The organism is Amycolatopsis sp. NPDC003731 (assembly GCF_053586895.1).
Genome location: NZ_JBSFNC010000145.1, coordinates 1 through 23,003, shown reverse-complemented (window position 1 = coordinate 23,003; position 23,003 = coordinate 1). Strand labels below are relative to the sequence as shown.

Annotated in this window: 20 protein-coding genes, 1 pseudogene and 1 CRISPR repeat array; of the genes and pseudogenes, 17 read left to right on the top strand and 4 right to left on the bottom strand. The window is 67.1% G+C overall.

The features are described from left to right. Nucleotides 1–47 precede the first annotated feature (47 nt). Nucleotides 48–290 carry a hypothetical protein gene (locus ACWDN5_RS38295; RefSeq protein ID WP_449679721.1) on the bottom strand — a complete coding sequence of 81 codons (243 nt, stop codon included), beginning with the start codon at nt 288–290 and terminating at the stop codon, nt 48–50. Between the two features lie 396 nt (nt 291–686). Between ACWDN5_RS38295 and ACWDN5_RS38290 the strand changes: the two genes are divergently transcribed. The 15 genes and pseudogenes from ACWDN5_RS38290 to ACWDN5_RS38220 all read left to right on the top strand — a co-directional run bounded on the left by ACWDN5_RS38290 (nt 687) and on the right by ACWDN5_RS38220 (nt 15,146). Beyond that, complete coding sequence (locus ACWDN5_RS38290; RefSeq protein ID WP_449679720.1) at nt 687–2,435, top strand: Cas10/Cmr2 second palm domain-containing protein; 1,749 nt, start codon at nt 687–689, stop codon at nt 2,433–2,435. After that, a complete protein-coding gene (locus ACWDN5_RS38285) occupies nt 2,432–3,511 on the top strand; it encodes a type III-B CRISPR module-associated Cmr3 family protein (protein WP_449679719.1) in 1,080 nt (359 codons plus the stop codon). The genes ACWDN5_RS38290 and ACWDN5_RS38285 overlap by 4 nt, the downstream gene beginning before the upstream one ends. After that, the gene (gene cmr4 / locus ACWDN5_RS38280; protein WP_449679718.1) at nt 3,511–4,527 is read left to right on the top strand and encodes a type III-B CRISPR module RAMP protein Cmr4; all 1,017 of its coding nucleotides are present in this window, start codon (nt 3,511–3,513) and stop codon (nt 4,525–4,527) included. Before ACWDN5_RS38285 ends, cmr4 begins: the two co-directional genes overlap by 1 nt. A gap of 5 nt (nt 4,528–4,532) precedes the next feature. Further along, nucleotides 4,533–4,916 carry a type III-B CRISPR module-associated protein Cmr5 gene (locus ACWDN5_RS38275; protein ID WP_449679717.1) on the top strand — a complete coding sequence of 128 codons (384 nt, stop codon included), beginning with the start codon at nt 4,533–4,535 and terminating at the stop codon, nt 4,914–4,916. Beyond that, nucleotides 4,913–5,755: a type III-B CRISPR module RAMP protein Cmr6 gene (cmr6, locus tag ACWDN5_RS38270; protein ID WP_449679716.1), complete on the top strand. Its 843-nt coding sequence runs from the start codon at nt 4,913–4,915 to the stop codon at nt 5,753–5,755. Before ACWDN5_RS38275 ends, cmr6 begins: the two co-directional genes overlap by 4 nt. Continuing rightward, nucleotides 5,752–6,699, top strand: a complete 948-nt coding sequence (locus tag ACWDN5_RS38265) for a hypothetical protein (protein WP_449679715.1) — start codon at nt 5,752–5,754, stop codon at nt 6,697–6,699. The genes cmr6 and ACWDN5_RS38265 overlap by 4 nt, the downstream gene beginning before the upstream one ends. Further along, on the top strand, nt 6,696–8,087 hold the full coding sequence (locus ACWDN5_RS38260; protein WP_449679714.1) for a hypothetical protein: 1,392 nt from the start codon (nt 6,696–6,698) through the stop codon (nt 8,085–8,087). The genes ACWDN5_RS38265 and ACWDN5_RS38260 overlap by 4 nt, the downstream gene beginning before the upstream one ends. Beyond that, nucleotides 8,084–9,301 (top strand): type III-B CRISPR module RAMP protein Cmr1, encoded by a 1,218-nt coding sequence (gene cmr1 / locus ACWDN5_RS38255; protein ID WP_449679713.1) that lies wholly within the window; start codon nt 8,084–8,086, stop codon nt 9,299–9,301. Before ACWDN5_RS38260 ends, cmr1 begins: the two co-directional genes overlap by 4 nt. Nucleotides 9,302–9,527: 226 nt before the next feature. Further along, a CRISPR array of direct repeats spans nt 9,528–9,934; the repeat unit is 31 nt; unit sequence GTGCCGACCACCGTCACGCCGAAGGGCGTAT. A gap of 258 nt (nt 9,935–10,192) precedes the next feature. Beyond that, nucleotides 10,193–10,861, top strand: coding sequence for a CRISPR system precrRNA processing endoribonuclease RAMP protein Cas6 (cas6, locus tag ACWDN5_RS38250; protein ID WP_449679712.1), 669 nt, complete (start codon nt 10,193–10,195; stop codon nt 10,859–10,861). A 17-nt stretch (nt 10,862–10,878) separates the two neighbouring features. Beyond that, nucleotides 10,879–11,670 (top strand): annotated as a pseudogene (locus tag ACWDN5_RS38245) (reverse transcriptase domain-containing protein); the annotation flags it as partial. A 92-nt stretch (nt 11,671–11,762) separates the two neighbouring features. Next, nucleotides 11,763–11,885 carry a hypothetical protein gene (locus ACWDN5_RS38240; protein ID WP_449679711.1) on the top strand — a complete coding sequence of 41 codons (123 nt, stop codon included), beginning with the start codon at nt 11,763–11,765 and terminating at the stop codon, nt 11,883–11,885. Continuing rightward, nucleotides 11,882–12,742 carry a CRISPR-associated endonuclease Cas1 gene (gene cas1, locus ACWDN5_RS38235; RefSeq protein WP_449679710.1) on the top strand — a complete coding sequence of 287 codons (861 nt, stop codon included), beginning with the start codon at nt 11,882–11,884 and terminating at the stop codon, nt 12,740–12,742. Before ACWDN5_RS38240 ends, cas1 begins: the two co-directional genes overlap by 4 nt. A gap of 266 nt (nt 12,743–13,008) precedes the next feature. Further along, a complete protein-coding gene (locus ACWDN5_RS38230) occupies nt 13,009–13,161 on the top strand; it encodes a hypothetical protein (protein WP_449679709.1) in 153 nt (50 codons plus the stop codon). Between the two features lie 222 nt (nt 13,162–13,383). Then, nucleotides 13,384–14,094, top strand: coding sequence for a Crp/Fnr family transcriptional regulator (locus tag ACWDN5_RS38225; RefSeq protein ID WP_449679708.1), 711 nt, complete (start codon nt 13,384–13,386; stop codon nt 14,092–14,094). 281 nt (nt 14,095–14,375) lie between these two features. Beyond that, nucleotides 14,376–15,146: an inositol monophosphatase family protein gene (locus ACWDN5_RS38220; RefSeq protein WP_449679707.1), complete on the top strand. Its 771-nt coding sequence runs from the start codon at nt 14,376–14,378 to the stop codon at nt 15,144–15,146. Between the two features lie 278 nt (nt 15,147–15,424). On the opposite strand, the gene ACWDN5_RS38215 is transcribed toward ACWDN5_RS38220, so the two are convergent. The 3 genes from ACWDN5_RS38215 to ACWDN5_RS38205 form a co-directional block, all read right to left on the bottom strand. Further along, nucleotides 15,425–15,889, bottom strand: a complete 465-nt coding sequence (locus ACWDN5_RS38215; RefSeq protein WP_449679706.1) for a hypothetical protein — start codon at nt 15,887–15,889, stop codon at nt 15,425–15,427. 216 nt (nt 15,890–16,105) lie between these two features. Then, nucleotides 16,106–18,823, bottom strand: a complete 2,718-nt coding sequence (locus ACWDN5_RS38210; protein ID WP_449679705.1) for an ATP-binding protein — start codon at nt 18,821–18,823, stop codon at nt 16,106–16,108. 1,318 nt (nt 18,824–20,141) lie between these two features. Further along, the gene (locus ACWDN5_RS38205) at nt 20,142–20,336 is read right to left on the bottom strand and encodes an ANTAR domain-containing protein (protein WP_449679704.1); all 195 of its coding nucleotides are present in this window, start codon (nt 20,334–20,336) and stop codon (nt 20,142–20,144) included. 245 nt (nt 20,337–20,581) lie between these two features. Here ACWDN5_RS38205 and ACWDN5_RS38200 point away from each other — a divergent pair, with 245 nt between their 5' ends. Both ACWDN5_RS38200 and ACWDN5_RS38195 read left to right on the top strand, forming a co-directional pair. Next, nucleotides 20,582–20,815, top strand: a complete 234-nt coding sequence (locus ACWDN5_RS38200; protein ID WP_449679722.1) for an SDR family oxidoreductase — start codon at nt 20,582–20,584, stop codon at nt 20,813–20,815. A gap of 110 nt (nt 20,816–20,925) precedes the next feature. Then, a complete protein-coding gene (locus ACWDN5_RS38195; RefSeq protein WP_449679703.1) occupies nt 20,926–22,824 on the top strand; it encodes a hypothetical protein in 1,899 nt (632 codons plus the stop codon). Nucleotides 22,825–23,003 lie beyond the last annotated feature (179 nt).

The following is a 23,003-nucleotide window of genomic DNA, read 5'->3' as shown; positions in this document are numbered from 1 at the left end:
GGTGTTCCCGGACGGGACGAGCATCAGGGCGAGCAGGTCCCGCTCGCTCAGCCGGGTGGTCTGCGTTGGTCCTGCCGCGGAATGCCGTAGGCGGTGGCAAGCGTGGTGATGCGGCGTCGGTTGACCCCGTAGCGGACGGCCAGAGCGGAGATGGACCAGCCGCGGTCGACGTAGAGGTCACGGAACGTCTCGGCGGATAGCTGGGCGCGCAGCCTCTTGCTGATGTCGTGATATTTGCGGGTGTCGCGGGGGTGGTGCGCGAGCAGGTATCGGGCGGAGTCGAGCTGCATTCCCGCTTGCGAGGCAGCCTGGCCCAGCGGAAGGCCCGCGCGGAGCAGATCCGTCAGCGATTGCCGGGGCAGCCGTTGTAGGGTCTCACCGCGCGCGGCATGTCGATCTTGTTCGACCTGCGGGTTCTCTATTGTCTCGCGACGATGCCGCTCAAGATCGTTATCAGGGCTGTGTCATTTCTTCATTCATGCGTGGCGAGCCGATTCCGGTGGACGTCTCATGCGGTTGCGACCTCGAGTACGTCACGGCGAGTCGCCCCGGCGGAAACGCTTATCGGTACGCCGAGGCGAGATCCGATACATCGTGAGGACCGGATGATCGGCCAGGGGTGAAACATCCGGCGGCCTTGTGACGACTGGAGGGAGGTCTGTGTCGACGCGGTTCGGGGAGGGTTCGTGGCTGTCGAGTTGGTGCTGTTCACCGTCGGCGGCGTCCAGCGCTTCCTCGCCGAGTCCCGCAAAACCGTCGACATCGCCGGAGCCAGCCTCGTCTTCCGACATCTAGTGATCGCGGCAGCCTCCGAGGTCCAGGAAGACCTGAGCACGCACGCCGCACCTGCGGGCCTGATCTTTCCGCCGGCTGCCGCGCTGGCCACACCCGAGGGCGTGACGAACAAGATCGCCTTCCTCGCCCCAGCCGGACGGGGTGCTGACCTGGCTCGCCGAGCCCAGAAGGTCGCCGAAGAGACCTGGCGCGACCACCTGCGCGATGCCTATGCGGGCTCATCCGGCGGTGTCCCGGACACCCCTGGCATGCCGGATGTCGCGTGGGTGTGCGTGGCCGGCGTGGCCGGCGAGGAGCACACGGCGTTGTGGGGGCGCGCGCAAGCGGCGATGACCGGGCGGCGCCGGAGCCGGGTCTTCGCCGCACACGCGTGGCAGCGGGTGCGGTTGTGCCAACAGTCCGCGGCCGTCCCGGCCGCGGCGGCGCCGCGGATGTCCGCGCGTCGTGAACGTCGTGAGTTGCTCTCGGCCGCGGGCTGGACCAAACGCGCGGCCGGCAACCGGAATTACCCGCCCGGCCGTCGCTTTCCCGCCACCACGGTGGTCGCGTCCGCCGCCTACCGCGCACGGTTGGTGCGCGCAGCCGCCGCGGACAGCACGATCGCCGACCGGCTCCGGGCACCGGTTCAGGCGCTCGCCGGGCTGATCGACGACCGCCACACACAGGCACCGGGAAACGGTGTACCACCTGGGCTGGAGCCACTGGCCGACCGGCTGGGGACAGCCGTCTACCCGGATCTGTGGTCCGGCGTTGACGGCCGGGACCTGCTTCCCGAGGACGCGGATCCTCAGACAGTGGCGCGCGGTTCCGCCGCGGCCCGTGACATCGCCGCCATCGCCAACCAGGCCGGCGTTATCCCGCTGAGCTCGTACTACGCGGTCGTGGTCCAGGACCTGGATCGGCTGGGCGTGCAGGTGAGCCGGCTCGGACTGGCCGCCCAGCGATCGGCCTCCGCCACGCTGACGGAGCTGGGACGGGCGCAGCGGCTGCTCAGCGAATCCCCGGAGTATCTCGGGGTGCCGGTGTATGCCGGCGGTGACGACTTCTTCGCGTTCGCCCCGGCGGCGCACGCACTGGAACTGGCCGGCGCGCTGCGCCACGAGGTAGATCGGCATCTTGGCGGGACACCGCTGGCGGGGGCGACGGCGTCGACGGCGGTAGTGTTCGCCCATTTCAGTGCCCCGTTGCAGCAGGTGGTGTCCACGGCCCAGGAGGCGCTCGCGGCGGCCAAGGACGCACCGGGCTCGGACGGGCGGGACCGGGACGCGGTGACGGTGGTGGCGCTGCGCCGCGGCGGCGAGCGGGCCCGCACCGTGCTGCCCTGGACCGTGGCAGGCGGCAGTGCGGTGGAGCTGCTGCGGGCGGTGGCGCCGGACGCGGTCGCTGGCGCGTGGTCCGCGGCGTTGGCTTCGAGTGTGGAACGTGACGCGGCCGAGCTGGATGCGTTGAGCTTGCATGGTTTCCGGGACGTGGCCGAAGACGAGATGCGGCGCCGGGTCGCCCGGCAGGGCGGCGGTCCGGAGGTGGCGGCCGCGTTCGCCGCGCTGGGCGCCGCCGAGCGCGCCGACGGCCCGGAGCGTGCGTTCCGGCCGGCGCGGACGATGCTGGTGGCGCGGTTTCTGGCCCAGGAGTGCCGATGACCGCGGACGGGCAGGTGACCCGGACTTGGTTGTCGGTGGAGCCGCTGGACAGCTTGATGGTGCGGGACGGCCGGCGGTTCGCCGCGGGTGACTCGTCGGTGGCCGCAGGGGTGGCGCCGGCGCCGAGCACGTTCGGTGGCCTGGTCAAACGCGTTTATCGCGGGGAGGTGGACCGGATCGTCGGTCCGGTCGCGCACCTGGACGACACGCCGATGTTCCCGACGCCTATCGACGTGGTCGAAACCGGCGACCTCGCGCGCGGCCGCCGGCTGTCCCGGCTGCCTCTGCTGCCACGCGCGGAGCACGAGATCAGCGACCTCGACCCGGACCCCGCCGAGCTGAGCGCGCCGCCGCGGCTGAGCCACGCCCTGGCCGGGGAGGGCGATCCGGTCGGCGGCTGGTTATCGGCTGAGGGGATGGCCGCATGGCTGAGCTCGGATGCGCTGCCCCCGGGGGAGATCGAACCCGACAGGTGGGGTCAGTGGGCCGAGACCGCGCTGTGGCATCCGGAACCGCACGTCGGTATCGCGCGCGATCCCGCGTCGGGCACGGTGCTGGACGGGATGTTCTACCGGGCCGGGCATCTGCGCCCGGTCGCGGGGCTGCGGTTTGTGGTCGGCTGCGACCACCGCACCCAGCCCCCTGACGTCGCGGCGACGGTGGTTCCGCTGGGGGGCCGGTCCCGGATGGCGTCGGCGACACCGGTGCGGGCGGCCGATCCGTGTCCCGCGGCGCCGGAGGACTTTCCGGGTGGCCGGTTGGTGGTGTACCTGGCGACGCCGGCGCTGGTGCCGCAAGTGCAGTGGGTCCCGCCCGGGACGTCGGCGCGGCTGTGCGGGCTGGCGGTGGCGGGGCCGCAGGCGGTGGCCACCGCCTCGCCAGAGGATCCAGGTGCGACCAGCCGGCTGATGTGGGCGGTGCCCGCGGGCAGCCTGTATTTCCTGCGCTTCGACTCCGCAGGTGAGGCAAAGGACTGGGCGGGGCGATTCCACGGCGGGTTGCTGCCGGGGCTGCCGAGGTCGGAGAACCCCGTGGTGACTGCCGGATTCGGGACGTGCCTGACAGGGAGATGGTGATGGCACAACGCATACTGGTCCTGCTCGCGGAAACCCCGGTGCACGCCGGCGGCGGCGAGGCGACGGGAATCGTGGATCTGCCGATCCAACGCGAGGCCGCCACCCGGCTGCCGATCATCTGGGGCCAGAGCCTCAAAGGCGCGCTGCGCGACACCCTGCGCCCCCAACTGGACTCCGGCGAGGACACCAGGATCTTCGGCTCGCCCGTAACCGCCGGCCAGGATCCGACCGGCGACCGGGCCACCACGCGGGGCGGGATTGCGTTCGGGGATGCCCGGCTGCTGCTGTTGCCGGTCCCCACCTTGGTGCGGACCTTCGCCTGGGTCACCTCGCCGCTGCTGCTGTCGAGGCTGGGACGCAGCGCGACGGTGCTGTCCGGTACCAGCACCGGATGGACCCTCACCACGCCACCGGGCTCCACGGCCATCGCGGGTGAGACGTGGAGCGGGCGGCAAGCGCTCGGCTCGCTCGTGCAGACCGTCCGCCCGGACCGCGCGCTGGCGGGTATCGCCGCCGATCTAGCCGAGCTGGTGTTCCCCGCCGGTGCCGCCTTCGACCACGTCCGCGCCAAGCTGCGGGAGGACTTGCTGATGGTGGACGACGGTGTGCTGGCCGAGCTGAGCGACACCGGCACCGACATCGTCGCCCGGGTGCAGCTCAACGCCGAGAAGACCGTCGAGAACGGGCCGTTCTACTCCGAGCACCTGCCCTGTGACACCGCGCTCGTTGCGTTGCTCTCGGGTGAGGATGAGCTGCTGGCCCGGCTCAGCGGTCTGCTTGACGGCACCACGGTGCGGATCGGCGGGGACGAGACCATCGGCAAGGGCCTCATGTGGTGCCGGGTGCATGACGCCGAATCACTGCGCCGGCACGCCGCCGCCGGGGCACCGGCGCCGGCCACACCGGCACCCGCCGTGGTGGAGGCTGCTCCCGCCGCGACGACCGGGGCGGCGCCGCGGCGTCCCGGGGCCACCGGGCCGAGCCCGGCCTCGATTCCGCCGCGGGGGACGCGGTGACCGGCATGCGGCTGGACCGCGACCTCGCGGTGGCTGCCGCCCGCGCCCTGCCCGACACCGTCGACAAGGACTACCTCACAGTGATCCGGGCGGTCCCGGTGATGTTGCACAGCAGCGGCCTCGCGGCAGCCGCCGCCTACCTGCTCTCCCGCGCCCGCCCCGCCGGCGACGGCAGCCCGGACCGGTACGCGCGCGTGGCACAGGCTCTGCTCGAGGATGCGGTCCGTTTCGTCGGGATCCCAGTATCCGGCCCGCCGCTGCCCCTCCTGGATGCCCTGTGCGCCGACGACGTCACGTATCGCCTGGCTGAACGCCGCGCCCGCGGCTTCGCGGTGTGGCTGGCCCGCCTGGCCGCCGCCCGCCACTACGCCGCCGGGGCCCGGACATGAGCCCGCGGCCGCTGACCTACGGGTCGCTGCGCGATCTGGTCACCACAGCGGAGACGATCCGGCAGCTGGAGACGCAGCCGAACGCGTATCTGCTGTGGTCACGGCTGTGGTGCGGGCTGAGCGACAACGGCACGGTGTCCGACGACACCGAACGGCAGTTGCAGCATTCGCAGGCGGTCGCGGCGGCAGCTCGCGCGGTGCCGGCACGGCTGCTCGAGGCAATAGCGGCTCGGCGCCGGGCAGCCGCGGCCGCACTCGCTGCGCATGATCCGCAGCTGGTCAGCGTCGAGGTGCAGCTCGTGCCGCAGTGGCGGGTGGTGGTGGGGCACGGGGAGAACACCGTCCACGAGACCGGCCTGAGCTGGTCCCCGACCTACGGGGTCCCGATGTGGCCGGGGTCCGGGCTCAAAGGCGCGGCCGCGGCGCAGGTACCGCGGCGCTGGCCGAACCGGACCGGCCTGGTGGAACAGCTCTTCGGCAGCCCGCGCCCCGGCCGGACCGGCGACGCGACGCAGGGCACGGTGACGATCCTGGATGCCCTCCCGGCCGGGTCGCCGCACGTGGTGCTCGACGTGCTCACCCCGCACGGCGGCGGCTATTACCGCGAGGTGAACTCCGGCGCCACGGTGGTCACGCCACCGGCGGAGTACCACAATCCGGTGCCGGTGCACTTCCTCGCCGTCGAACGCACCCCTTTCCACACCCTGCTGATCGGCCGCGCCACCGCGGTGCAGGCCACCGTGGCGCTGCTGAGGGACGCAGCGGAGGACTGGGGGATTGGGGCGAAAACCGCCGCCGGGTACGGCTACTGCACCGTGACCGTCGTGGAGCCGTCATGACGGGGTTCGTGCATGTGGTGCCTGTCGGCACGTCCCTGCTCAAGCACCTTGCCGCCGATCGGCGCGTCTCGATACCCCTCCGCAACGCCCTCGCCGGGGCGCCGCTGCGCGGGCTGCTTCGCCAGGCCGACCGCGGCGACGGTCGACTGCTGCTCGAGCCACTGCTGCACGCGGATCCCGACCAAGCTGCCGCGGTGACCGCGCAGTTGCAGCAACTGGCCCCGGACCGCAGCGCCGAGCTGACCGCCCTGGATGCCCACGACCGGACCCGGACCGAGCCCGTTGTCCAGGGCAGGGACTCGGTCGTGCTGGTCGCCACCGACACCGACGAGGGGCTGCGCGCCGCGGCGCTGCTGGCGCACCTGCTCGCTGCCCGTGCGGGCAGCCTGCCCCGCTACGTCGACGACCCGGTCGCCGCCCCGGCCGGGGTGACGGTGGCGGCCGGGCAGGTGCTGCTGGTCCGGATTCCCGGCCTCGATCTCGACGTCGGCGGCGCTCCGGACAGCCGGACCTGGCTGTCGGTCGGTGAGGTCGGCCGCGCCGTCGCGCACGACCTCTGCGACGGCGGGGCCGACCGGCGGGCGGTCTTCCACCTCACCGGTGGCTACAAAGCGCTGCTGCCGTACCTGCTGCTGACCGCCGACGCCGTGGCCACCGTCCTGCGGTGCCGCCTCGGCCTGGGCTCTCGTGTCAGCGCCCAGGTGCTGCACGAAACCAGTGAGCAGCCGGTTCCGCTCCCGGTGCGCTGGCTCACCGGCACCCTGCTCGAACGAGCGCAGGATCTGTCCCGCGCGGCCGGGACCCGCGACCACCTGCTCGTCGACGACCTGCACGACTTCCGCGGCACCTACCTGCGGGACGAGCCGTTCACCGGGCGGCGGGGGCTGACCGAAGCCGGGCTGATCCTGGCCCGCACCCTGTGGGCGCTGGAAGTACCGCGATGACCGACCGAGTCGCCCGCTACTGGGACCTCGTGCTGCCGACCGGCACCTCACCGCTGCCGCGGCTGCCGCTGCCCGCGGTCACCGACCGGGTCGACCCGGTCGTGCTGGCCGGTCTCCTCGCCGACCCGCGCTGCCTGGACGGATTCGCCGCCGCGAGCGGGCGGCGCCGCACCGACCTGCTGGCCGCGCTGGCGGTGTGGCTGGAGCACCTGCCCGCGCACCTGATGCCCGAGCCGATGCGGTCCCGCGCCGCGCGGCTGCGGTTCGTGGTCTGGAGCCTGCCGTTCCGGCTGCGCGCCCTCGGCGAGGACGCCGATGTCCTGCCCGAGCGCGTCGACCCGCCGGCCGCCCGGCCCAGGGACCCGCTGCCGCCACCTCAGGTGCTGCAGGTGGATCAGGTGGTGCTCCTGCTGGCCCGGACAGCGCGCGAGGAGTGGCTGAGCCACCTGCGGGCCTGGCAGGACGACCCGTGGCTCTCGGCGGTCCACCACGCCGACCCCGCCCGGTTCGAACAAGAATTGCGCTGGGTCACCCACGCCTGGCCCGACGACACCGCCGCGGCCGACGTGCAAGGGCAGCGCCTGGCGCTCGTTGCCCGCCGGGCGGGGGACAGCGAACGCGGCGATGACCAGGACCGAGTCGCCGGTGAGGTCGCTGAACACCACTGGCTTCCCCGGGCGGCGCTGCCGGCCGGAAGCCGCGCGTTCGGTCCCGGCGGCCGGCGTCGAGCAGCAGCGGTCGGGTCGCTGGCGCTGGCGCCGCTGCTGCTCTACGCGGCCCAGGCCGGCCAGCTCGCCCGCTGGGTCGCGCTGGCGCAACTCGCGGTCGGGATGGTGACCGTCATCGCGGCCAGGCCACGCCGGGACGCGCTGCTGCTGCTACGGCTACCCGCAGCCTCGGCCGCCGGGGCGCTGGTGCTGCTGAGCTTCACCCCGCGCTGGTGGCTGGACCCCGACGCCTGGCGCGTCGGCCTCGGCCTGCTCACCGTCTCAACGCTCTACCTGATCATCGAGACCCGCCTGCACGGCGTCCCCGTGTGGGCGGCGGTCCGCCGCGGCACGGTGATCGGCCTGATCGGCGCCGGCTACGCAATGACCTTGAGCATCCTCATCCTCGGGTTCGCCGCCCCGAGCGTCGCCGAAGACGGGCAGTGCCTGCTCGGCTGGTGGCTCCACCCGCCCTACACCGCCCACCCCTACCCACCCGCCCAGACAGCGGCCTGCGCCGACGCGTTGAAGGCCGGCGCCGCAGCCGCGCCGGCCGGGTTCGTGCTCCTGCTCACCGGCTGGTCGCTGGCCGTCGGGCTGGGCGCGCAGGTGCTGTGGGACGACCGGCCCGTCACCGCGCCCCTGGGCCGGCTCAAACGCACCCGAGGAGGCCCCTCATGACCGTGTGGACCACGTTCACCCTCCGCGTCGACACCCCGCTGTTCAGCGGAGACACCACCGGACCCGACACCGCAACGATCATCCGGACCCCGTCGATCCGCGGCGTGCTGCGCTACTGGTACCGGGCCGTCGCCGCCGGCCACACAATGCGCAACATGGACGACCTGCCGCAGCTGGCGGCCTCCGAAACCGCCGTGTTCGGCAGCACCGCCACCCCGTCCCCGATCCGGCTGCGCGTCACCCCACCCGCCACCCCCGCCGAGAACGCCGGAACCCTTCCCGCCTGGGCCCGCCGCAGCGAAAACGGATTCGCCGGCGCCCGGTACCTGCTCGGGCAAGGACTCTGCACCAGCGGGCGAAATCCCACCCTCAGCCGCCCCCACCTGCCCGTCGACACCACCTTCGACCTGAACGTCGCCCTACCCGAAAACCCCTGCATCACCCAGGGGTTCATGCTCGCGCTGTGGGCGTGGCTTACCTACGGCGGGCTCGGCGCCCGCACCCGCCGCGGATTCGGCCGCCTGTGCTGCACCGCGATCAGCAACCCACCACCGGGCTGGAGCACCGCGCTGCTGCACCCCACCGGCACCCCCGGCGCTCAGCTGGCCCGATGGCACACCATCATCCCACCCGACATCGCCCACGCCACCACAGCGGCGTTCCCCAACGCGCCAGCCTTGGACGAGAATCGCTGGGAGTCCCGCGGCGGCGTCAGCCCGTTCCCGGTGCTGTCGAACGAGACCTGGTCGGCCAACGCCCTCGATCTCCAGCCCCGGGCACTCGCGGACGCGCTGCACCGCACGGGCGCCGCCTGGCGCCTCTTCCGCAACGACGCCGCCGACGACTACGCCGCGGTGACACCGGAATGGGCCGCCACAATCCTCGGACCGGACAACAGCTACCCGGTCGCTGCTCTCGGCCTCCCGGTCAACTATTACCGCCCGAAGGACCGCCTCAAAGCCTCCGTCAACCTCCACCTCGACAACCAGCCCGCGCGCCGCGCGTCCCCGGTCTGGCTCACCCCCATCCGGCTCGGCGACACCGACCGCTACACGGTGTTCACCCACATCTTCTACGCCGACCTCGCTCCCACCGAAAAGGAGGCGGTCCTCCGGCTCGACGGAGGACCGGCACCCCGCCCCCTGACCCTGCCCTCGGCCGCCACCGCAACCGCGATCTGGGACGCGTGGCTCGACGGCGACCCCCGCCGATGAGACACTCCGACCGGCCCGAGACGGCACCTACGGTAAACGTCACCGACGTGGCTGGGCCGAACGGGCGATGGACCGGTGAAGATCCACAAGCCATGTCGCGTGCACATCTCCCACCAGCGAAAACGCGCCATCGCAGCCCAGGTGACGATCACCCGGAACGGAAATCGGAGCTGCCGTGCAGTGCCCGAGTATTTGCGCCGATCAGAGCGGCGCTCAACCAGGCAGGGTGCCGACCACCGTCACGCCGAAGGGCGTATAGAAACAGGTACCAGTTCGCCCTGCGCCCATCTTTCTGCCGGTGCCGACCACCGTCACGCCGAAGGGCGTACAGAAACATGATCCCGCCGATGGCGGCGAAGACGATGATGAGAACGTGTCGACCACCGTCACGTCGAAGGGCGTATAGAAACCTTCTCGATGTACTCGTAGAGCTTGTAGAACACCGAGTGCCGACCACCGTCACGCCGAAGGGCGTATTGAAACAGGTCGCACTGCGCGAACATGACGTTGCCGTGGCCGGACGTGCTGTGCCGACCACCGTCACGCCGAAGGGCGTATAGAAACGACGCCAGCCTTCTTGAAGTCGGATTCGAACATGGCGAGTGCCGACCACCGTCACGCCGAAGGGCGTATAGAAACACGGTGTCGTCGCGGTCGAGCTTCTGCTTCTTGTGTCGATTACGGTCACGGGGAAAGGCGTATAGAAACACGGTGTTCGGACGAGGATGGCAGAGGGGGTTGTCGGGCCGGGGGTGTCGGTGTTGTCGGGTAACGATTCGACGGCGGGTTCGGGTGGTGGTGAAACCTGGGGCGGGTCGTTGCCGACTTCAGCGGTGTTCGCGTGATGCAGTCCGACTGAGGCGGGTTCGGTGGTCGGGGGCGGAGGTGGTGGTGCCGAGTTTGTGGGAGATGCCGGTTCCCGGGGGTGTGATTGATCGGCGCCAGTTGCACGGGTTGCTGGCGTCGTGCCTGGATACCGATCATCACGCGGACCGGAAAGGGTGGTCGTGGAAGGCAACGACTACGGGGATTGAGATCGGTGTGCTCGACGACGGCCTGGTCGGACGGTTGCTCACGGGGGCCGGCCGGCGGGTGAGGCAAGTCGCTGCTGTGGCGTGGTCGGACGTGGCGGGCGGCTCCGGGCGTGCATGGGCGGTGGAGTTTGTGAGCCCGGTGACATTCCGGCGGGGGAACCGGTTGCTGCCGTGGCCGTCCCCGTCGGCGGTGCTGGGCAGCCTGCGCGCTGATTGGCGGCGGTTCGCCGCGCCGCATGCCGGTGACCTGGAGGTGGATCTCGCGTTCGATCCGGTGGTGGTCACCGAGGTGAGGGGTGCGAGCGAGGTGGAGCGGTTCGTGCTGCACGAGCGTCCGGACGCGGCCGGGAAGCGGGTGCCGGTCCAGGTGACGGTGGGTGGCTTTCGTGGGCGGGTGACGTACGCGGTCGAGGATCCCGGGCTTCGGGACGCGGTGGGGAAGTTGCTGGCGATCGCGCCCTACGCCGGCGTGGGCGCGCACACGACGAGAGGTTTCGGCGGCGTCCGGCTCCATCCGGGACGGTGACCCCCGTGGGCGCGTCGATGGAGCGGGTCGCCGCGCCCTCGGCGCTGGCGGCGGCCTGGGCGGATGTGCTGCTCGCCGACGCACGGGACGAGGTGCTCTCGGCGGGTGTGCGACGGTTCCAGGACGGCGTCGAGAACCGGCTGGCCGAGCTGTCGGCCCAGCTGCTCGGCGGTGGCTACGAGCCGGGTGTGCTGACCGAGGTCGTGATCACCGACGCGGACGGCGGTGAGCGGGTGTTGCGGATTCCCGCGGTGCGGGACCGGGTCGTGGAACGGTCGATCCTCGGTGTGCTGGGCCCGGTGATCGACGCGCTGCTCGGGCCGGGCAGCTTCGCCTACCGGCCGGGGCTGGGCGTCGGTGACGCGGTTCGTGAAGTTGCGCGGCTGCGTGAGGAGGGGTTCGCGTGGGTGCTGCGGACCGATGTGCACGACTGCTTCCCCTCGATACCGCTGGAGAGGCTTTCGCGGAGCCTGTCGGCGCTGATCGGGGACGCCGAGCTGCTGGCCGTGGTCCGGTTGTTGCTCGCGCGAGGAACGCGGCGGCCCGGGCAGCGCGACCTGCTCGCGCCGAAGGGGTTGCCGCAGGGGTCGCCGTTGTCGCCGGTGCCGGCGAACTGGGTGCTGGAGCCGATCGACGAGCGGGTTCGCCGCGCCGGGTTCCCGATCGTGCGCTACGACGACGATTTCTGTGTGGTGGCGCGGTCCCGGGATGAGGCGTGGGACGCAGCGCGGGTGGTCCACGCGGCGGTGGAGAAGGCCGGGATGACGTTGGGGGCGGACAAGACCGCGGTGATGTCCTTCGCCGACGGTTTCACGTTTCTGGTCGAGGACGTCGGTTCCCGCTATCCGCCGGTCCTCGAGCGTGGCGCTGCGATTCCGCAGCACCGGACGGTGTTTCTGGGGTGGAAGGCAGCGGGGCGCGGGTCGAGGACGGGCGGCTCGTCGTCGCCAAGGACGAGGAGCGTCTGCTTGACGTGCCGATGGGGATGGTGGCGCGGATCGTGTTTTCCGCGCGGTCGGGGTGAGCGCAGGCCTGCGGAACTGGGCGTCGTCGGCGGGGATCGAACTGGTGTTCTGTTCCCATCGGGGTCGTTGTCTCGACCAGACGATCGGCGGGCCCGCGGTGCGTGCGTCCCGGCTTCGGCGGCAGCTGCACACGGCGCGAGATTCGGCCCGGTCGCTGTCCGCGGCGCGGGTCGTGGTGACGGCGAAGCTGCGGAAGCGGGCCGTGCTGTTGCGTCGGACCTTGCGCGGGGAATCGGCCGAGGAGTTGGGTGTGGCGGTCAGCGCCATCGACAGCTACCTGGCAATACTGCCGGAGGCGACCAGCAGAGACGAGCTGATGGGGCTGGATGGCGCGGCCGAGCGGGCCTACTTCCAGTCCTGGTGGGCCTTCCTACCCGACTATCTCGGCTTCACCGGCCGCAACCGGCGCCCGCCGCGGGATGTGGTCAATGCGGCGCTGTCGTTCGGTTATGCGGTGCTGGTGTCGGAGACGACGTCGGCGCTGGTGGCTGCCGGGCTGGAGCCGTCCGTCGGCCTGCTGCACGCCGAGGACGGTGACCGCCCCAGTCTGGCGTTGGACCTGGCGGAGGAGTTCCGGCCGCTGGTCGTGGACCAGCTCGTGCTCGAGGCCTTCCGCCGGCATCGCCTGGACGTCGAACACGGGCGCCGCGGCACCGAGCGTGACGGTGTTCTGCTGACCAAGGCGGGCCGCCAGGCCGTGCTCGACGGCTACAAACGCCGGATGCTGCAGACCACCACAGGAGCACTGCCGGATTTCGCCGGAAGCCTGCGCCGGCAGCTGTACCGTCAGGCGCAGAACATCGCCGGATACGTCGAGGGCACCGTGGGCGAACTGAGGGGACTGTCATGGCGCTGACGACGCTGGTCTGCTACGACATCTCCCGAGACGCCGTCCGTGCCCGGGTCGCGGGATACCTGCAGCACTGGGCTTTGAGGTTCGGTGCAGTCGCGATCTCGGCTGCGTACAAATCGAATAGAGGACCCGCGAGCGCCAGGCTGACGCTGGGCCGGAGCGGCGTTTGACCCGGCCACTCGATGTTGAAGCTGGAGCACCAGGGCGAGGTGATCAACTACTAGAGACGAGTCGCGCCGGTTCTGCTGCCGCACCTGGTCGGGCGACCGGTGACGTTCATCCGCTTCCCCGGCGGCGTCGGCGGCCAGCAGGGTCTTCGAGAAGACCTCTCCAACGGCACGCCGGACTGGCTGTCGATCGCGCCACTGCCCGCGACTAGGTCCCGTTTCGGGTGCGACGCATGGACGATCGCCAAGCGTTGATCGAGGAGCTGGCTGCGCTGGTGTGGGCGGCGGAATTGCAGCACTCGAGCTGCACCTCCCGTAGTGGCAGATCACCCAGGCCCGCCCGCAATCGCGACTCGAATCCGGCCACTTGATCAACGTAGCGACTGATGAAGTGCCCTGCACGAGGGTCAGAACTTGACGGCGTGGGTGGCCAAGGCGTAACCTATTGCGATCGTTTAATGACGGAATGTAGCCAAGATGGCCGGGGAAGCAATGGAAGCAGACCGGTGGCATGATCCAGCATCTCGGCTCGGCTCCAGTGGGTTCTGGAGCGGCCTTACGATAGAAGATCGAACGTTAATTATCAGCTGTGGTACTATACAGGAATTCGCGCAATCCGAGTACTTATGTCGCGAGTGGAATCGATCCGGACCTGTATACTTACTGCTCGCTGGACAAGTTGAGGTGTTCCGCGAGGATGTCAACGGAGGCAGAACAGTGTTGGCAATCCGAAGGCCTGGCGATTTGATTGGTGAGATGTCTGCGCTAGATGGTGTGCCGGCTTCTGCCACCGCTAGAACATTAACTCCTGTATCTGCGCTGGTCGTGTCCGCTCGCCGTTTCAAGAAGCTCTGCCACGAGCAGCCACATATTACTTTGCTTGCACTGAGAAGTGTTGTGTCACGTCTGCGCGGTAGTGACGATATTCGCATGCAGTTCCGCCTAAATGTGCGACAGCGAACGATTCTTTGCTTGCTGAAGATCGCCGAGGAGCGTGCAACGTGCAATGTGGCAGAAGTTTCGCTGCATCTCACGCAGCAGGAGCTCGCTGACATGGTGGCGGCTTCGCTGGTCTCGGTTGCGCGCGTGCTTGAAGTCCTACGTTCAGTTGGTGCAGTCGGCACCGAGAGGGGTCGAATTCATGTGAACACAGAGAAGCTACGCTTGCTTGCTGCTCCGAATTCATGACCTGCGTGCAAATCATATGATGTAGAGGGCGCTGCCACTGTTGAGTAGATAAAACTACGACTATAACTGAGGACCTCATTCGTGCAAATTCAGTCGGCGAGCTTATCGGTTACGCTGCTGTGGCTCATCCAGGGAGCGGTTACGAGAATTGTTGCAGTGCGCCTTTGCTTGCTAAATGGTGCGTAGTGTCAGTGCTGACACCCGTTCTTCACGGATTCTACTTATTCAATCGAGCCTAAAGGGCGCGCCGTCGGAAGCCGGGACTATCCTGCGAGGTCGGATTGAAGGATTATCTGTCGTGCGCCAAGATGGCGGCGCAATTTGCGGGGGAGAAGCTGTCAAGCCGGTTTTCTGATCATTTTCCATCATTCTTGAAGTCTCCAGGGCAACTGCTAACTGAGGCGGATCTGCTCGCCGAGAAAGAAATAATCCAAATAATTAAGGCAAACTACCCGAGTCATCGTATCTTCTCTGAAGAGGCGGGCGAGATCCCTGGAAATTCGCCTTTTACTTGGTATGTCGACCCTCTTGATGGCACAACGAACTACGTTACGGGGAACTCATATTTCTCCGTGTCAATCGCGCTTGCATGCGAGGGTGAGATAATTGTCGGAGTCGTCTACAATCCGATTACCGGTGAGATGTATTCAGCGGTCCGGGGTTGGGGGGCATTCTTAAATGATGATCGGATTCAAATCCGGAACACGTGTAGGGTAAGCGAGGCGGTGGTCGCCACTGATGTAGGCGTCTGCCAGGAGCGTGCTGGCAGTCTGTCCATTGTGGCACTGCTCAGGCGAGAGTGTCGGGCGATAGTCGTGAACCGCGCGCCAGCGCTGGACTTGTGCAATATTGCGCGAGGCCGGCTCGATGCGCTGGTTGACGACGGGTCACGGGTGGTTGATCACGCGGCAGGAAGTCTTGTTCTCACAGAGGCGAAAGGTTGGATAAGAAACTTCAGTCGAGATTCGTGGTCGGCAGAAGTAAAGGGAGTCATCGCTTCGGTGCCCCCATTGTCCGAGTCGTTGATGTCTTTGCTTCAACTTTCTGGTTAAGACTGAATAAGCCTGCCTGTAGAGCGCAACCCTTGAGCACTTGGCACATCAGGCATTTTCCGCCTCGTCGAGCTTCAGGCCTTCTGTGACGATTGTCTGGACTTCAGGTAAATTTGGGCTTGCTGTGTTTTTCGTGCGAAGCTCAGTCGAGGCCACCCGCTGTCATTAAAGCAGGCGGCCTCGACCTGATTATTGCAACGTTTAGATGTCTCAAAGAGTTTGGACGCCGACCCTGCTCCTGGAATCTAGGGGCTGAAATGACCTAAAGTGCGCCGTAACTAAAGCTCTCCCTTAGTCCAAGCTGCGTGTAACATTCGTAGAGAAACCTGGATATCGTGAAAATCGACAGGCTTGTTCTGCTTGCCGGCGGAGATCAGCTCCAGTAACTCAAGCGCGGCCTCTGTGAACTTGATAATCTCGGCGACCGCCACTTCTGCTTCTGCTTTCCCCAGCGAGGTGATGTTCGACGTTCGGGTAGGGAGCGTGGTATCACGCTCACGCAGCACGGAGGACTGGCGCAGGGCGCGGGCAAGCGCAGCTTCCGCGAACTCGGAGTGCTGCTGGCGGGGCGCCCAACGCGGGTCCGACGCAATGGCCAGACTGCACCAGCGAGTGACGACAACTCCCGCCCACAGTAGTAGGAGTGCGGCGCCCGTGTCGTGTGGCTTACAGGCGGTCACCTCAGTGGTGATCGCGGACAGTGTCTGAGCCGGGCTGGCCGCTTCGGTGGAATCATTGGACATCCCTCAATCTTGCCCGAGGTGGGTAGGCCGGCGCCTGCGTGTGGGTCTTATCAGTACGCTCAATCGCGTGACAGGTAGCTCACGAAGCGTGATCGAGCGACTGCAGCCCCTTCCGCCTCCGATGAGATCGTTGGAGTACACTCTTTGCGCTGCGTCGGTGGGTCATGTCATCATCCTGGAGCGTTGCGCGAAGGCTCGTCGGCAAGAGATCGGACATCAATCTTCGAAGTCAGGCGTATCAGATGCTGCCCCTGAAGGATGATGGGCTGCAAGGCGGATTTGGATTTCTTCGCGAAGGGGATGACGAAGTGCATCAACAATGGCAAATGCCTTTTGCCAGCTTGATCGCGCCTGTTCCAACTTTCCAATCGATTCTAAGCTTTTTGCGAGATGATGCAGCGTTTCAGCCTGCCCGAACAGTTCACCGCTTTCCGTGAATAGCTTGAAGGCGCCCTCGTAGCATGCGACTGCGTCGTCGTGGTTTCCGCTAGCAGCAAGAACTTCGCCCAGGGCGTCTCGGCTGCGTGCCTCATCGTTTCGGTTTCCTGCTTTCTGGTACGCGGCTATCGCCTTGTTGCAGTACTCGGTCGCCGCTTCGAATCGGCCGGTTTTACCGAAGATTCTTCCGATTCCGAGTAGCGCATGAGCTTGAAGCATATCGTTCGAATCAGTGTTGACCGAAAGAGATTCACGGTAGTAACCAAGCGCGATCTCGTACTCTTCTCGGCGAGTGTATATTGCCCCAAAGAGTCCGAGGCAGAGTGCGTGACCATAATCATCGCGACCGCCTTTGAATAGCTCCAAGGCAATCATGCACTCCGAAATTGCATCGCTCCATTGTCCTAAATGCGAATAAGCCCATGCTAAGTCGTGGCGGAGGCGGGCAAGAATCGTTGGTTGGACCTCGTGGGCCGCCAATCTGATCATTGCTGAATGTGTTTCTGCCCAGTTCTGCCATAGTCCTCGAACGCGGAAGAAATTTGTCATTGTCCAGGCGATTTGCCACGCATGTCGCTTCGATTCGTGAGTGGCTGCGTAGTCGATAGCGGCGAGTAAGTTGAAGTACTCCGCGTCGTACCATGTGAGCGCTTCTTGGTAAGTTGATATTGGAAAACTTTTTTCGTTGAGCGGTGGGTCGAGCACTATAGGCCGACGGTGTGGGCGTAATCGCCGGTCTGCCTCGAATGCGGTATGAAGATAGAAGTCGATCACTCTTAGGATCGCTGCTGTTCGCGTATCTTTCTGGATACTTCTGTGAGCTGTGCTGGCGGCATAACTGCGAATCAGGTCGTGCATCGAAAATCGTCCGTAGGAATCACGATCTAGAAGTGATGATTCTTCGAGCGAAAGTAGTATTCGTCTTGCTTGTAGAATATCTAGGTTGGTTAGCTGTGCGACTGCGGGTAGGCTGATGTCGGGGCCGGGGGCAACTCCGAGCAAGCTGAAGACTGACTTCTGTTCGGGAGTTAGGGCGTCATACGACCACGATAAGACGGCCGGGAGACTTGCGGTTGGGTCGTCGTCGTCAAGAGCCTGGAGTCCGATATCACGCAATTCTATCGCGATCTGTGTAAGGGCAATTTGCGGGTGCGAGTACGCGCGTCCGGCAATCAACCCTAAGGCGAGTGCCAGTCCGTTGCAGTGACTGATTATCTCGTCTACTGACCTTGCTTCGGCATCAACCCGATCGCTTCCAAGCCAATCTTCAAGGAGTGCATGCGCCTCCGCGGGCGGGAGGGCGCTCAGATGCAAGTGCCGCGCTCCGTGTCGACTTATTAAGGTGTTGAGCGTGCGACGACTGGTGACAACCACGGTGCTTGGACCTCGGCCCGGAAGAAGGGGTGAGATCTGGGTTGAGTTCGCGGCATTATCAAGAAGAATTAAGATTCGTCTTTCTGCCGTCAAGCTACGGTACAGTGCTGCCTGAGCGTGGGGGTCTGCGGGCAGCTGGTCTGGACCGACTCCTAGCGCGTCGAGGAATCCGCGCAGCGCTGTCCAGGGGGACATTGGATTGCTGTCAGGACTGAATCCCCGTAAGTCAACGAAAAGTTGTCCGTCCGGAAAACGGTCTACCACCTGATGTGCCCAATAAAGCGCGAGCCAAGTCTTGCCAATTCCACCAGTGCCCGCTAGAGGAGATATGAGTACTGTACTCCCGGCGTCAACGGAATCGTTCAAAGCATTTGTTAATAATTCAAGTTCTTGAATGCGTCCTACAAAGTGAGTTGGAGGCGGAGGTAGCTGTCGCGGGACTGGAGTATGTGAGCGGGGCCGTTCTGTGTCAGGCGCGAGTACGTTAGGGTTTGAGGAAGTATATGTTCGATTGAGCGGAGGGGCGAAATGTTGTGTTCCGTAAGAACTCGTGGTATCAGCAGGTTTCCGAAGCGGGTAGGGGTGGTCGGGTAGGGTGATCCACCCGATTGTGTTGATTTCCTTCACTTCAACCTGTACTGGCCTGTATGTAGCTGGCGCCGCGCCGGGACAATGGCGAACAACATCTTCGTAGAACCATTCGGAAACGATCATCGCGAGCAGGCCGGGCGAAGAGGCGAGCGCGTCCTTTAGTGGAATTGCCGCATTCAGACGAAATGCTAACGTAAGAGACGAGGAAGTGACGCCGTGGTCGTCATATTGGACCTCGCCTGCATGTATTGACATGCGTAGGCGGATTCGCTGCGGCGCGATATGAGTATCGTTATGTATTCGAATCTGGGAGACAATGAAAAAGGGGAGTCGATCTACAAACGTTGTTTTATCGATATCTGCGGGAGCCAGAATGAATAGCGCATCGCCACGATCCTCGTGGTAGCAGTCGGCCCAGGATATGTTTGCCGCTTCGAATCCTCGTTTGATAATATTATAGAGGCCATCCCGTGTGGCGCGCTGATGTGGATTCGTTCTGACTCGGCTGCCAAAGCCTTCGATGTCAAGCACCAAGATCGTATGATGACGTAGGCGCCCCCCGGTTTCCATGTTTCTCCTTGTTCTAGGTTGACCTTGCGGTGCGGCGAGGATTGAAGTCGAGCGTTGATGTTACACTAGGTCAATCTGTCGGACAATTTTCATGGTCACTATTAGGCGGAGCGCGTAGCCGAATCGGGTCAGATCGCTGCCATCTGTTGCCGCTTCGGCAACAGGGGTAAGGACGTGCCCGGATGGAACTATGTTGCATGGCCGTTCGACCCTAATGGCGGACCGGATCGCCGGAGCCCCATGGAGATGTGCCATGGAGCTGGAAGCGAGCCATGCTGAGGAAGTGGCCACGAATTGTCCAGTTTCTGTCTTGAACGTAGGTCAACTGCGTGCGGAGTGACCGAGCGGCCAGTCGTTGCTGGCCGCCGGCCAACAGGCTCAAGATCGGTTACCCGACCCGCGGCTGGCTCGATTCTTGGCGCGCCGAACCTGCCCTCTAACCTCAGAGGCCCCTCTTGACGGGTCCTTACCCTGGGATCCGCGATGCCATCGCCGTTGTACAGGATGGTCCTCGTCTTGGGCATCCACGCCTGGGGTGGTGGGTAGGGGCTCCGAGGCCAGAGTCGGACACACGAGGTTTGGAGACCCCGCTGCTAGCAGCTTCGGTGGAAGGTGGGCGAGTGAACGAAACGCGCGACGACCTCAGCGCAGTGTCTGTTCCAAGCCCTGCTGAGCCGGTACGCCAGCTATCCTGGCGGAGCTACGCGACCGCGAGGCTCGCCGAGTGGGCGCACCTCGACGTCACGGTCCAGCACACGCCCGGCGCTGCGCCGGGCAACGGGCTCGTTCTAGTCGCTCACCCGCCTGCTGCAGGGACGCTCGCCGGTCGCATCGAACTCCATCTCGACGGCACCGAGGTCGGCGCCGCGACGGCGAGCCCGTGCGGGAGCTGCCCGGACGGCCAACCTCGACCACGTCCACGTCGCCGCCGAGTACCGGCGCCTCGACTTCGGCCGCACGCTCGTGGCGGCCGCGGTGGCCCGGGCTCCGGCCGCCCGGCCACCGTGACCCGATGTGCCACCTAGTCCGTGCGGCGCATAGGTTATTTCGGCGATCGACCGTCACGAGAAGCCGTCCTTGGCGGCTTGTTGATGCCCGTTCTTCACCTGCGCCGGGGTGCGCCTCCCGTGACGTGCCAACGAATGCATTCTGCGATCGGCGGTCTACTTCACCGGTACGTCGTTAGTCGCTGGAATGTTGCGGCCGGATACACCAGGCTGCTGTGAGCCGCGCCATGGTGGCGTAGTCCAGGTTCAGAGACCGGGGACGGCGTCTTTGATCAGGGCTCGCGCAACGGCGTGCAATTAGTGTCGGTGGGCTGGGATAGTCGGACGAGGATGGCGAACGCCTCGTCGGCGCTCGAACCGCGCTGCCCCATGAGAATGCCTTTAGGCTGCTCGATCACCCCTCGGGTCCGCAGTGCCTGGCGCAGCTGCCGGTTCTCCCGCGAAAGCGCGCGGTGAGCGTGCTGCAACCGAGCGAGGGCCTCCGCGGTCGCGGGCGGAGGGGGGCTCGCCTGCAGGAGATCGGATACGTCCTCGACGTGGTGCAGGATGCCGGCGACCCGGCCGTCGGCGTCTCGGCGCGGGACGTTGACCGGCGACCGTACCTCGGCACGAGCACCGTGCGGTCAGTCGACGTCGAGACGCCAGACGCTGCAGGCCGATGTCGTAGTGGCGCCCGGCGAGCAGAGCGTGCTCGAGCGAGCCAGGCGTTCGGATCAATGCGGTCTGCCCGGGCTTCGCGGACACGGCGGTGGTCGAGTGCCTGGTCCCGGACTTCGAGGCGGCCGCTCAGGTCCCGTTCGGCGACTTCGTCGCGGTCAAACAGGTCCGGCTGGGTACCCCGCAGGACATCTCAGCGATGACGGCGTTCCTGGCGTCGGACCGGGCGAGCTGGATCACCGGCAGCTACTACGTCCTCTACGGCGGGCTGACAGCTTCCCTAGTGTGAGGTACGGGCCAGGATCTGTGCCCCTGTGGACGCACCGGCGTACGTTGACCGGCTAAACCCACCTCCGGAAAGCTGGGTAGTTCGCGCTCCCCGGTTGGAGGTGCGGTGGCATGGACATCGGCAAGGCGGAACACCCGGCTGAGCCGGCCCGCGCGGACGCTCGCCCGCAACCGGCGGCGCTGAGGACGAAGTCCGCCCTGCTGGGCCTGCAACAACGGGCGGGCAACCGCGCGGTCGCCTCGGCGCTAAGCAGACTGGTCGTGCAGCGCGCACCCGATCGGCCGGTCGCCAGCCGAGACCTCACCGAGCTCGACCAGGCCGCGCTGGAGGAGGAGCGCAACCGAACCCACGCCGCTATGCGAACCCTGCCGGAGAACTCGCCGGAGCGAGCCGACCTCCTGGTGCACGTGCGGGCTGTCGAGCGGGAGATCGCCGGCCGGATACCGCCGCCGACCATCGAAGACCTGATGCAGATCATCCTGCACCAGCGGGCGTTCGGCGCGCACGGGGCCACCCCCAGGAGACCGGCCCGCGTCCCGGTCATCGACCCGCGCGGGGTCGGTTCGCGCAGCATCGGGACGGGTTACGAAGTCCACGTGGCCATGTTGGTGACCGACGCGGCCGGCCGGCAGGTGACCGTGGTGGTCCGGGAGTATTCGCGGGGTTCGCAGCCCCACGCGGAGGCCCAGGGCGTGGCCACTCTCCTCGCACAGCTCGGTCCGTCCGGAGTTCCCGGTGGCCGGCTGCAGCTCGTCCTGGATCAGGACCCCTGCCCCGACTGCACACGGTTGCTGAACGACTGTGCCCGGCAGCTCCGGCTGAGCCGCCTCGAGGTGGTGGTGCCGACCAGGGCTGCACGAGGCGGCCGGCTCGCCGCGCCGCGGACCGCGGCCCGCGGCTGGACCCAAGGTTCGACACCGCGGATCACCCGGGTGAACCCCACGCCCCGCATGCTCTGGGTACGGGACTTCGAAGTGCCGACGCCCGCCCCGCGGGTGGTGGCGGGACCGGCCTCCGGGACTGCGGCGCCGCAGGGTGCGCCGCCGCAGGCGGCGCCGGCCGAGCCGACCTACGTGCGGGTCGATCCGGCCGAGCCGGCAAGGGTGCGGGTGACGGTCGATCCGGAGCCCGAGCCGGAAGTCGAGGAGGTGCCGGCGCGGGTACCGCAGTCCCGTCCGCAGCTTCGCGCGACGGCCTCGTCGCCTCCTGCGCGGGGAGCCGCCGAAACACCGTGGACCCCGGCTTGGCCACCGGACCAGCCGCGAACCGCACCGGGCAACCAATCCGCTCCGGTCCCCGAGGCGCCGGCTCCGTATCGGCCTCAGCCGGGGGATCGGGTCCGGGTCGTCCTCGACCCGCCGGCGACACCGGCAGCATCGACTCCGACACCGGCGACTCCGGCGGAACCCGCGCCGGTGACGCCAGCGGGTTCGAGGGCGGTCGTTCCTGGGGAATCCGCGGCGGCCACACCGGCGGAACCCGCGCCAGCAACCCCGCGAGGAGGACCGCGGTCGTCCGGCGGCGCTGGCGGTTCGGCGCTGGCATTCGCGGCCGGGTTCCTCTACCAGTGGCTGCACCAACGCAACCTCGGTGCGCGGCGGGACCGCGAGGGATACGCCCCGGTGGGGTCCCTCCCCGAAGAAGGCCTGCTCGGCCGCCTCGGCCGGGCCTTGATGGACCCGACGCTCGACACCCAGACCGATCCGGCCGCGCGCTTGAACGTCCGCGTCTGGCGCCGATGGGTGGCGGCCGCGGTCGCCGCCAACGGCGGCCGACCGTTCGGGATGACCTACCAGCTGCACAGCCGGGACCATGGCATCGGGTTCCAGCGCGTGCAGAACTTGAACGTCGAGTACGGACGAAGACCGGACGGGACCTGGCACGTCGTGCACGCTGACCGGTTCCCGCCGGGAGTCGAGGTGCCCGACCTCGGCCGGATCATCGACTTGCAAGGCGTGAGCGACCTGGAGGTCGAGATCATGCTGGGGTTCGTCCCGGACACGGCTTGACCCGCCGCGCCGCCGGTTCGTCGAGAACCGGCCGGGCAGCGGTGGTCGTCACCGCCGGGGTGTCGCGCGGCCGAGCGGCTTTCCTCAGGCCGGAAGCGCCACCCGGCTGATCCAGCGGATCCGCGCGGCCGTCGGCGCCGAGGTGCCGGTGCGGGCCGTGTTCGACGCCCCGACGCCGG